The sequence below is a fragment of the Providencia sp. PROV114 genome, assembly GCF_032704305.1.
In the GTDB taxonomy this organism is placed as follows: Bacteria; Pseudomonadota; Gammaproteobacteria; order Enterobacterales; family Enterobacteriaceae; genus Providencia; species Providencia rettgeri.
Genome location: NZ_CP120528.1, coordinates 2,039,825 through 2,051,493, shown reverse-complemented (window position 1 = coordinate 2,051,493; position 11,669 = coordinate 2,039,825). Strand labels below are relative to the sequence as shown.

At 38.8% G+C, this 11,669-nt stretch carries 11 protein-coding genes and 1 riboswitch; of the genes, 7 read left to right on the top strand and 4 right to left on the bottom strand.

Annotated features, from left to right (window positions below; translation table 11 throughout):
• Positions 1-79: 79 nt before the first annotated feature.
• The 5 genes from manX to mntP all read left to right on the top strand — a co-directional run bounded on the left by manX (position 80) and on the right by mntP (position 4,268).
• The gene (gene manX, locus P3L37_RS09010; RefSeq protein WP_204163271.1) at positions 80-1,048 is read left to right on the top strand and encodes a PTS mannose transporter subunit IIAB; all 969 of its coding nucleotides are present in this window, start codon (positions 80-82) and stop codon (positions 1,046-1,048) included.
• Positions 1,049-1,128: 80 nt separating this feature from the next.
• A complete protein-coding gene (locus P3L37_RS09005; protein WP_004253851.1) occupies positions 1,129-1,932 on the top strand; it encodes a PTS mannose/fructose/sorbose transporter subunit IIC in 804 nt (267 codons plus the stop codon).
• A gap of 12 nt (positions 1,933-1,944) precedes the next feature.
• Positions 1,945-2,796, top strand: a complete 852-nt coding sequence (locus P3L37_RS09000) for a PTS mannose transporter subunit IID (RefSeq protein WP_102138691.1) — start codon at positions 1,945-1,947, stop codon at positions 2,794-2,796.
• A gap of 89 nt (positions 2,797-2,885) precedes the next feature.
• Positions 2,886-3,344, top strand: coding sequence for a DUF986 family protein (locus P3L37_RS08995; protein ID WP_004911283.1), 459 nt, complete (start codon positions 2,886-2,888; stop codon positions 3,342-3,344).
• Between the two features lie 151 nt (positions 3,345-3,495).
• A riboswitch (yybP-ykoY riboswitch) is annotated at positions 3,496-3,639 on the top strand.
• A 47-nt stretch (positions 3,640-3,686) separates the two neighbouring features.
• Positions 3,687-4,268, top strand: coding sequence for a manganese efflux pump MntP (gene mntP / locus P3L37_RS08990; RefSeq protein ID WP_004911288.1), 582 nt, complete (start codon positions 3,687-3,689; stop codon positions 4,266-4,268).
• Between the two features lie 31 nt (positions 4,269-4,299).
• On the opposite strand, the gene rlmA is transcribed toward mntP, so the two are convergent.
• Positions 4,300-5,124, bottom strand: a complete 825-nt coding sequence (gene rlmA, locus P3L37_RS08985; RefSeq protein ID WP_109912499.1) for a 23S rRNA (guanine(745)-N(1))-methyltransferase — start codon at positions 5,122-5,124, stop codon at positions 4,300-4,302.
• 133 nt (positions 5,125-5,257) lie between these two features.
• Here rlmA and P3L37_RS08980 point away from each other — a divergent pair, with 133 nt between their 5' ends.
• Positions 5,258-5,728, top strand: a complete 471-nt coding sequence (locus P3L37_RS08980; RefSeq protein ID WP_272667386.1) for a GNAT family N-acetyltransferase — start codon at positions 5,258-5,260, stop codon at positions 5,726-5,728.
• A 112-nt stretch (positions 5,729-5,840) separates the two neighbouring features.
• On the opposite strand, the gene P3L37_RS08975 is transcribed toward P3L37_RS08980, so the two are convergent.
• Together P3L37_RS08975 and alr are read right to left on the bottom strand one after the other, a co-directional pair.
• Entirely contained in the window at positions 5,841-6,578 is a 738-nt protein-coding gene (locus P3L37_RS08975) for a phosphatase (RefSeq protein WP_109912498.1), read from the bottom strand.
• A gap of 218 nt (positions 6,579-6,796) precedes the next feature.
• Positions 6,797-8,026, bottom strand: coding sequence for an alanine racemase (alr, locus tag P3L37_RS08970; RefSeq protein ID WP_109912497.1), 1,230 nt, complete (start codon positions 8,024-8,026; stop codon positions 6,797-6,799).
• A 366-nt stretch (positions 8,027-8,392) separates the two neighbouring features.
• On the opposite strand from alr, the gene P3L37_RS08965 reads away from it, so the two are divergent.
• Positions 8,393-9,487 carry a porin gene (locus P3L37_RS08965; protein WP_109912496.1) on the top strand — a complete coding sequence of 365 codons (1,095 nt, stop codon included), beginning with the start codon at positions 8,393-8,395 and terminating at the stop codon, positions 9,485-9,487.
• A gap of 561 nt (positions 9,488-10,048) precedes the next feature.
• On the opposite strand, the gene guaA is transcribed toward P3L37_RS08965, so the two are convergent.
• Positions 10,049-11,626: a glutamine-hydrolyzing GMP synthase gene (gene guaA, locus P3L37_RS08960; RefSeq protein WP_110731973.1), complete on the bottom strand. Its 1,578-nt coding sequence runs from the start codon at positions 11,624-11,626 to the stop codon at positions 10,049-10,051.
• Between the last annotated feature and the right edge of the window lie 43 nt (positions 11,627-11,669).

The following is an 11,669-nucleotide window of genomic DNA, read 5'->3' as shown; positions in this document are numbered from 1 at the left end:
TGATAAAAAGGAGTCTAACTTAAGTGTCCATTTTATCAACAGATGATATTTTGTTTTATCTATCTATGAGGGAAAAATAGTGAGTATAGCTATTATGATTGGTACACACGGAGTCGCTGCAGAGCAGCTTCTTCGAACAACCGAGATGTTAATAGGCGAACAAGAAAATGTGTCGTTTATTGATTTTATCCCTGGGGAAAACGCAGACACCCTATTTGATAAGTACACCCAAAAGCTAACTGATTTAGATACATCAAAGGGTGTCTTATTCCTTGTTGATACATGGGGAGGCAGTCCATTTAACGCCGCTAGTCGCATTGTTAATGAAAATAGTAATTATGACATTATCACAGGCGTGAATGTTCCAATGTTAGTTGAAACCTTCATGTGCCGTGATGATGATCCATCTATGAATGAGCTAATCACTGTCGCACTTGAAACAGGACGCGGGGGGGTTCGTTCATTTAAATTCAAAGAAGCTGAAGTAGAAGTAGAACCCGCTCCTGTAGCAGCCAGTACCCCTGCCCCAGCACCAGTGAAAGCTGGCCCTGGCGAACATATGGTGATCGCACTTGCCCGTGTGGATGACAGATTAATTCATGGACAAGTCGCAACACGCTGGACGAAAGAAACTCAAGTTAAACGCATTATTGTGGTCAGTGATGACGTGGCTAAAGACCAAGTTCGCTCAACATTGCTGAAACAAGTCGCACCACCAGGTGTCACCGCGCATGTTGTCGATGTGGCTAAATGTATTCGCGTTTATAACAACCCGAAATATGCCGGTGAGCGTGTTATGTTGCTTTTCACTAACCCAACTGATGTTAAACGTATCGTCGAAGAAGGCGTTGACGTGAAATCCGTGAATATTGGTGGCATGGCATACCATGATGGGAAAACCATGGTTACAAATGCCGTTTCTATCAACCAAGAAGACATTGATGCATTTAACTATTTGAACGACAAAAATATTGAACTTGAAGTCAGGAAAGTTTCATCAGATAGCAAAGTTTACATGATGGACTTGATTAATAAGCTCAAAAAATAATTTCTATCGCAATTTTTATATTGATTTTAATCCATTACTCAAAACAGATTTTAAAACTTTTGGTTACAGGAGATTAAACAATGGAACTTACCGTTGTTCAAATAGTAATGGTCTTTATCGTCGCGTGTATCGCGGGGATGGGATCAATCCTTGATGAATTCCAATTTCACCGTCCTCTCATTGCTTGTACACTTATAGGTATCGTTCTGGGAGATATGAAAACGGGTATCATCATCGGTGGTACATTAGAAATGATCGCACTTGGGTGGATGAATATCGGTGCTGCTGTTGCACCTGATGCCGCTTTAGCCTCGATTATTTCAACTATCCTCGTCATTGCCGGTGGTCAAAGTATTGGTGCAGGTATTGCCATTGCCATCCCACTTGCAGCAGCCGGTCAAGTATTAACCATTATCGTTCGTACTGTGACAGTTGCATTCCAACATGCTGCCGATAAAGCCGCCCTCAATGGCAATTTAACGGCTATTGGCTTTATTCATATATCTGCATTACTACTGCAAGCGATGCGTATCGCAATACCCGCGTTGATTGTTGCCATTTCGGTTGGTACATCAGAAGTACAACAAATGTTGGATTCTATCCCACAAGTTGTTACTGATGGTCTTAATATTGCGGGTGGTATGATTGTCGTTGTCGGTTATGCGATGGTCATCAATATGATGCGCGCAGGCTACTTAATGCCATTCTTCTACTTAGGTTTTGTTACCGCGGCATTTACTGACTTCAACCTAGTTGCACTTGGGGTAATCGGTACTGTGATGGCTATTTTATATATCCAACTCAGTCCAAAATACAATAAATCACAAACTGTTGTTACCCAAGGAAATAGTAGCAATAACAACCTTGATAATGAGCTAGACTAGGAGGAACGTATAATGGTAGATATCACAAAACCGACAGCTAAAAAGCTTACACAAAGCGATATTCGCGGCGTATTCTTACGGTCTAACCTATTGCAAGGTTCTTGGAACTTTGAACGTATGCAAGCCCTAGGCTTCTGCTATTCAATGGTTCCGGTTATTCGTCGTCTTTATCCAGAAAATAATGATGATAGGAAACAAGCAATTAAACGCCATCTTGAGTTCTTCAATACCCATCCATATGTTGCAGCGCCTGTTCTGGGTGTCACAATGGCAATGGAAGAGCAACGTGCCAATGGTGCAGACATTGATGACGGTGCAATAAATGGTATCAAAGTCGGTCTAATGGGGCCATTAGCCGGTGTTGGTGACCCAATTTTCTGGGGAACTGTTCGCCCTGTATTTGCGGCTCTCGGTGCCGGTATCGCAATGACAGGTAGCTTACTTGGCCCTCTACTGTTCTTTGTTTTGTTTAACCTTGTACGTTTATTAACCCTTTACTATGGTGTTTCATATGGCTACAAAAAAGGGATTGATATTGTTCAAGATATTGGTGGCGGTTTCCTACAAAAGCTCACCGAAGGAGCATCCATTCTCGGTTTGTTTGTCATGGGGGCATTGGTAAACAAATGGACACATGTCAATATCCCACTTGAAGTTTCACGGATCAAAAACCCAACAACGGGCACTGAAGATATTACCACGGTCCAAATGATCCTTGATCAACTCATGCCGGGCTTAGTCCCGCTATTGCTAACCTTCGCCTGCATGTGGCTGTTGCGTCGTAAAGTCAACGCGTTGTGGATTATTATCGGCTTCTTTGGCTTGGGTATCCTTGGTGCTTGGCTGAACTTCTTGGCGCCATAATTTTCCATCATTATTTGAATTGGGAGGTTGCAGCCTCCCTTTTTTAATTTTAAGCTCTGCATTATGTTTACTTATCCAAGGGCTCACAAATGACCTTCAATGATGCCATTCTTGCTATAATCATTTTGATCATGCTTGTTTATGCGATTTATGATGAATTCATTCAGCATTTGTTAAAGGGTAAAACCTTATTAAAAATTAATCTAAAAAGAAAACATCGAGCAGATGCTATTATTTTTATTGTTCTAATTTGTATCGTTATTTATACAAATATTGTACGCCATGGTAATTTATTAACCACTTACTTATTATTGATTACTATTTTCATGTCAATTTATTTGGCATTTATAAGAACACCAAAGCTATTCTTTAAACAAACTGGTTTTTATTTTGCCAATGCCTTTATATTATATGACAGAATAAAAACAATGAACTTATCCGAAGACGGTGTATTAATAATAGGTTTAGAAAAAAAGAAAATTAACATCCAAGTTTCACATCTTGATGATTTACAACGAATTTATGAATTCCTTATTAATCATAAGTAAATAAATTTTATATTGTCACTAAAAACAAGGTTAATTATTAATTTAATTAACCTTGTTTTTACCAATAACCTTGTTGATAATAATTCTCACTACCGTTTAATATCCACAATTAATTAAGTGTTGCCTTTAATATAAATTATGGTATCTTTCTTTCCACGTCATTGGGGAGTAGCCTGTTCTGGTTTCATATATAATACCAGAAAGTCCGTATCAACATACTCGTTTGGTTTCAAACGTGGTGCGGACACCAAAATTCGGTTGGCAAGACCATAGACACATAAATAAGCCTTTTGGTTGGGGGTAATTTATGTGTATATGGAATCACCCAACCGAGGTTCTGTTATGAGTTTCTATGCTACCCTTATCTTAGCCCTTGCCCTGTCAATGGACGCCTTCGCTGTTGCTATTTGTAAAGGTGCAGTGCTTCATAAACCCCGCTTTAGAGAAATTCTCCGTACTGGTTTTATCTTTGGTTTTATTGAAGCCATTACCCCCATTATTGGTTGGGGCATCGGTATTTTAGCCAGCCAATATGTTATCCGCTGGGATCATTGGATTGCATTTGGTTTATTATTTGTTTTAGGTGCTAGGATGATCTGGCAGAGCATTAAAACAAAAGATGAAGAATGCTGTTCTAAACCTTCTAGTCATAGCTCAACAAGCCTGATTTTTTCTGCAATAGCCACCAGCCTTGATGCGATGGCCATCGGCTTAGGCTTAGCATTCTTACAAGTAGATATCGTTCATACTGCAATGACTATTGGCTTAATGACAATGATCATGGCCACTATCGGTATGATGATTGGCCGTTATGTAGGCCCATTACTCGGAAAAAAAGCAGAAATTATCGGTGGATTGGTACTAATAGGTATTGGTTTTAATATCTTATTTGAGCACCTTGAATTATTTATGTATGCCCATTAGTTTTTGTGCCCCCTATATGGGGGCAATAGCTCTACTCTGCATTAGATTGATAAACACGAATTAAAAAATCAGCCGTATATTCTTTCACCTCTGCTTTCTGTAAATCCTCTTTAACCTGTTCTGATGCACGCCAAGCAAATGGTGTCATCATCAATAATTCATAAGCTTCTTGCCCAGTCAGCGCCATCTTATAATTTAGTTGGCAACTATCTATTAACGAAAAATTTGTCAGATCTTCATCTTTCGCTGGGTGTAACTTAACCTCATCGTAGATTAACGCTTTTAATTCTTGCAGATGTTCCGCCGCAGGCGTAACGGTTATTAACATACCTTTAGAAACTAATACACGACTTAATTCTTGTGCCTTGCAGGGTGCGTAAATTCGTACAATTCCCCCCAAGCTGTTATCAGAAAATGGCAAGCGATGACTTGTACCAACGCAAAAACGAACGGATTTATAGCGTTTCGCCGCATAACGAATCGCAGCCTTCGAAACATCTAGGCCTAAAACTGTATATTTTTCAAAATGTTTTGCAAGTTCTCGTGAAAAATAGTCTGTGTAATACCCTTCTCCGCACCCAATATCCAGCAGGCTAGTACAAGATGATGGAATAAACTGAATAAGTTTTTCTGCCACCTTTCCACGCATAGGGTGGTAATGCCCTGCATCAAGAAATTGCCTACGCGCTTGCATCATTTCAGCATTATCACCGGGGTCTTTAGAACGTTTATGCTGTACAGGTAACAAGTTAACATAGCCTTCTTTTGCACAATCGAACTGATGATTTTCTGCACAACGATAACTGTTATTAGCAAGATTTAGTGGTGTAAAACAGAGAGGACATTGATAATTCATAGCAGTCACTGATTTAAAAATAAGGGGGAGTATACCATATTCAAATTAGTTTTCTTTCTGTTATATATCTTGCTTTTTAACTGTATTTTTTGTTCTCTAAAAGTAATAAAAAAACATTAGCGGGTGTCTCATGATAAAAATTAGGTTAGCAACCCCCGATGAAGCCGAACTTCTTTGGTCTATACGTAACCAAGCCATTCGCCATGGTTGCACAACGAGTTTTGATACAAAAACGATCCGTGCCTGGACACCTGATGAAATGCCGGTAAGTTATATACACATTGTGAGGAATAACCCATTCTTTGTCGCGGTAAATAACAATGACGAGCCCGTTGCAACTGGTTATCTTAATTTAGAGGCTAACAGTGTTGATGCCATATTTACCTTACCACAATACACTGGCGGTGGAGCTGCTAGCTTAATATTAGATGCCATTAAAGCTGAAGCCAAAAAGAGAAATATTAAAAAATTGGTATTAGATTCATCACCAAATGCTGAACGCTTTTATCAGAAACATGGTTTTACTTCGATTAAACATGCTAGCTACTACTCTTGTCTCGCACAAGTCGAGTTAGATTGTGTTCAAATGGAAATTGAAATATAACTTTCAATTTAATTGGAGTTAAAAGCCACTAAGCTATTCTGTGGCTTTATTCTATTTAATATTGACTGTATTTTAGGCTAACTGTATTTGTGAATGCAGTTTTGAATAACAACTAAAAATCAGCAAATTCGGCAATAGGCTTACGCCCATGGGACACTAAAAAGTCCAATACACGACGTGGAGAAACATTTAAAATTTGTGATTGTGGAAAACTAATTGATTCCAACATTTCAACTACGCGATCAAAACGGCCGAGATACCCGGCAAAATGTGAGTCTGAACCTAATGCAACCCACCCGCCAGTTTCTTTAACTGCCTTAGCTATTTCTAAGCAATTCTGTTGACTACCCGCTCTTGAATGTAGGAATGAAGAGTTATTCATTTCCAAAGCAACATTACACTCTTTCGCGGCTTGCGCTACTGCTTTGATATCAATAGGATATTTAGGGTTGCCTGGATGGGTAATTATTTGCACTTTACCACTACGGATCGTGGCAATCATAGCTTCTGTATTATCAGCTAAACTTTGGGGCTCAAGAACCGGTTCATGAAAACCAGCTAAAATAATATCTAAATGACGAGCGATCTTTTCATTGCAGTCTGTCTCACCCAACTTGTTCTTTATATTTGCTTCAATACCGTACAATAAACCAACACCATCAACAATTCTCGGCAAGATAGGCATATTACCAAAATGCCACTCATGTGGAGCATCTTGCATTTCAGGCCCGTGGTCGGTAATCGCAAATAGTTTGACACCACGGCTTGCGGCCTCAGCGAAATATTCATTAACTGTACTATAAGCATGGGTGCTGGCAATAGTATGCGCATGTAAATCAACTTGATACATAAATGATATCCTTCTATTTTTTCTACTTGCCTTCCGAGCCTACCTGCTCAGGAAAGATTCAACCAAGCTAACATATCAATTTAAAAGTTTCGATAGTCATTCACCTAAACAGCATTTTATCAACATATTGCAATATATTAGATAATATCCTAAGAAACTTTCAGGATAAAAAAACCCGCGATTATTGCGGGTTAAAATACACAGAATTAAAAATTAACTTAATCAACTAAGATACGTTTATTAGTCGCTCCCCACAAAATTGACATTTCGGTAAATAATGCACCACTGATATCCTCAACCTCTTCGGCAGTAATTTCAGCATTACCTTGTTTACCAAAAAATACAACTTCATCTCCTGGGCTAACGTTTTTTAAATCAGTAACATCAACCATGACTGTATTCATTGATGTTTTTCCTAAAACAGGAACTGTTTGGCCATTAATTAATGCATGTCCCGCATTGCTAAATACACGGCGATAGCCATCCGCATAACCTACAGGGATATTTGCTAATACAGAATCACGTTTCAAGGTATACGTTCTATCATAACCCACTGTATTTCCCTTTGGATAATGATTCACAGAGGCAATGCTCGATTTCAGTGTCATCACGCGTTTATAGTCATTTGTCGCAACGGTATCGCCGTAGAAAATGCCACCGACACGTACCATATCCAACCATGATTCAGGTACCGTAATAGTTGCATAAGTATTCGCGACATGTAATGTAATGTCTTCACGCTTTAGCCCTGTCGTATTCAATACTTGTTGAGATTCTTTCTTGAATTTTTTGAGGTCCTTACGGATCTGAGTTTCATCCTCTTCTGGATAATGAGACATAATACCGACGATTTTTAACTGAGGTAATTGTGAAATCAGCTTAGCTTCATTAAGGCCAGCAAGTGTACTCACCTCTAAACCGTTGCGCGACATCCCGGCTGAGTTCAGTGCCAGATGAATAGGAATCACTTTATTCTGCTTTTTCGCAATCGCATTTAAGCGCTGCGCCATTTCTAAATTACCGATTAACTCTTCCGTTTCATATTGTGTAGCCTGAGCCATTTCTTGCTCTGTCGCACTTCTCACTCGCATTAATCGGCCTTTAAAACCTAAATCTCTCACGGTCTTAAGCTCTTGATTATTTGTTACCCCAATGCATTGCACATTATTTTCAATCATTATTGGTGTAACTAAAGAAAGGTCATGCCCATATGCATCTCCTTTCAAAACGGCACACAGCGAAGATTTATCTCCTAGTAGGTTTTGTACTTTCTTAATATTAAAATCTAATGCGCTGCGAGATATTTCAATCCATGCGTTATTAACCACCACCGGTTGGTTTTGTGTCGCATATGTTTCTACCGGTGTTGTGATATTGTTTGGCTGTTGACAAGCTGTTGCAGCAACCAGTAAAGGGAGTAATGCCAGATACTTCAAACGAAAAGCCACGTGTTGTTCCTTATCTCTAGTGATTTTTACCAAGACATTATTTTTATAATTCTAGGTGGAAATAGACAAAATATGTATCGGTTTTAAATAATACCAACCTTCATACCCCGAACAAGTAATAATTCACTTTTTTTGCATAAAAAGACAAAATATCTTTTTCGAGTTAATTTTTCTTTTTTAGAAATAAAACATTTGGTTGAAATCATCGTAAATCAAATTATTTTTATTATTTAATAGGTTATGGCAATAATTTCACTAACATTTACTTTTGTTACACTTTTTATTTGGCGAATTAACATGCTTAAATGATAATAACTATCAATTAGGAATTTTTACTAAATATCACTCAATCCATAAGGCTATGTTATGAAGTACAAATTACTCACACTCATTATTCCAACACTACTTACTGTCAATGTTGCTAACTCCGCTGAAATGTACAATAAAGATGGTAATAAACTTGATGTATACGGACAAATTGATGTCCGCCATCATATTGCCAAAAACCGTAGTGGCGAAGATGGTGACGACTCACGTGTCAGACTAGGGCTAAAAGGTGATTCGCAAATCACCGACCAGCTCATTGGCTTTGGGCGTTTTGAATGGGAAACGAAAACTAACCAATCGGAATCAACTGAAGAAAATAGCAATCGTTTAGCTTATGCAGGCTTAAAATTTGCAGATTACGGCTCCCTTGATTATGGCCGCAATTATGGTGTTATTTATGATACCAATGCTTGGACAGACGTATTACCACTCTGGGGAGCGGATACGATGGATCAAGAAGATAATTACATGCTAAGCCGTAACCGCAATTTACTCACTTATCGCAATAATAATGCTTTTGGTTACATTGACGGTTTAAGCTTCGCACTACAATATCAGGGTAAAAATGGTGAAAAAAACCTATCATCCGGAGATGAATTAACCGATAACGGCGATGGTTTTGGCTTATCGACTGCTTATGAATTAGGTTATGGTATTTCCCTTGGCGGTGGTTACTCCTCATCTTCCCGCACACCAAAACAAAAAGATGCCACAACCAGTAGTGCAACGGGTAAACGCGCCGAAGCATGGAACGTAGGAGGGAAATTTGAATACGAAGACCTCTATCTCGCCGTCATGTATGGCCAAACACTTAATATGAGCCGTTTTGGTAATGATGATATGGAGTCAATAGCAAATAAAACTCAGAATCTTGAAGTGGTGGCCTTATATTCTTTTGACTTCGGTCTAACCCCATCAATTGGCTATAACTATTCCAAAGGTAAAAACTTAGGCAACTTTGGGGATAAAGAATTAGTGAATTATATTGCCATCGGCTCAGCTTATGACTTTAATAAAAATTTGAGTGCTGTTATCGATTATAAAATCAACTTGTTAAACGATAATGATTTTACTGACCATTACAAAGTGAATACTGATAACGTGCTTGGCTTAGGGTTAGTGTATCAATTCTAAAATTATTATCCCTAGCGTAAAGTAAAAGCATCCGTTATAGACGGATTGCTTTTACTTTATAATCCTGTTGCTCAATCATGCATTAAATATCTAACTGAATTTAATATATCAGTAAGCCCTACTTTCCCCTCATTAAAATTATCTCTCATCATTTTATAAAAGTTTTAAAATTCGTAATCAGGTAAAAATTTATTATTGCTACAGCATGGCTTCAAAAATACCACTTTAGGTGATATTTATTATCCCTCATCGATAAGTATATATTGACCTAATATCCATTTTATTACCGTTACGATAGACGTCATTGAAGCACAGATATAGTATTTACGAGTACTCTATTGAAGTGCTTTTTAGGTTACCTAAAAATCTAAGAGCATCTATTATAACCATTGTTACTTTTTTCATTCCAGTTCCACCTATAAGCATATTAATCAATAAAGTGATCATCACTTAACCAAAGTAAAATGACCTACTCGTCACCAAAAAACAAAAAGGCACCAGTAACTAACTGATGCCTTTGAATTTATCGATAACTAAAAACTGTTATCAACAATTGCTATATTATTCCCACTCAATTGTTGCAGGCGGTTTACCGCTGATATCATAAACAACACGGGAAATGCCATCGACCTCATTAATAATACGGTTTGAAACTCGGCCTAGGAAATCATATGGTAAGTGCGCCCAATGCGCGGTCATAAAGTCGATAGTTTCTACTGCACGTAATGAAACCACCCAGTCGTATTTACGGCCATCACCCATGACGCCAACAGAGCGGACAGGTAAGAATACGGTAAACGCTTGGCTAACTTTATGATATAAATCCGCGTTGTGCAGTTCTTCAATAAAGATAGCATCTGCGCGACGTAATAAGTCACAGTACTCTTTCTTCACTTCACCTAATACGCGAACCCCTAAACCTGGGCCAGGGAATGGGTGGCGATACAGCATGTCGTACGGGAGACCTAACTCGAGACCAATTTTACGGACTTCATCTTTAAACAATTCTTTTAATGGCTCAACTAAACCAAGTTTCATGTCATCCGGCAGACCACCGACGTTATGGTGAGACTTAATAACATGCGCTTTGCCAGTTGCTGATGCCGCTGACTCAATAACGTCTGGATAAATAGTCCCTTGAGCCAACCATTTGATATTAGGCAGCTTAGATGACTCTTCATCAAATACTTCGATAAATACATGACCAATTTTCTTACGTTTAGCTTCTGGATCGCTGATCCCAGCTAACGCATTTAAGAAGCGATCTTCTGCTTTAGCATGGATAATGTTCAGGTCAAATTTACCTGCAAACATTTCCATCACTTGGTCTGCTTCGTTTAAACGTAATAAACCGTTATCAACAAATACACAGGTTAAACGTTTACCAATTGCGCGGTTTAATAGCAACGCAGTAACCGATGAGTCAACACCACCCGATAGCGCGAGCAGTACATGGTCATCACCAATTTGCTCTTTTAAACGGGCTACCGTGTCTTCAATAATTGCAGCTGGCGTCCACAGTGCCTCACATTGGCAAATATCTTTCACAAAGCGCGTTAAAATATTTAGGCCTTGGTGAGTGTGAGTCACTTCTGGGTGGAATTGAACACCATAGAATTTTTTCTCTTCATTTGCCATGATGGCATATGGGCAGCTTGGCGTGCTGGCAATAGTTTTAAAATCCGCAGGAATAGCGGTAACTTTATCACCATGGCTCATCCAGACATCAAGTACTGGCTTGCCAGCTTCGTTCAGAGAGTCATGAATATCACGGAATAATTCACATTGCTCAGTGATTTCAACATTGGCATAACCGAACTCACGTTCACCAGAGACCTCAACTGCGCCACCCAGTTGCATTGACATGGTTTGCATGCCATAACAAATACCTAATACAGGAACACCTGCATTAAATACGTAATCAGGAGCACGTGGACTATCTGATTCAGTCGTACTTTCTGGCCCACCAGAAAGAATGATACCGTTTGGATTAAATTCTCGAATTTGTTCTTCTGTAACGTCCCACGCCCAGAGTTCACAGTAAACGCCAATTTCACGGATACGACGGGCGATCAGCTGTGTATATTGCGAGCCGAAATCAAGAATAAGAATGCGATGTTTATGGATATTTGTTGTCATTTGAGGAGAATTCCAAAAATTCAAGTCAAAAATAAGAATCGGT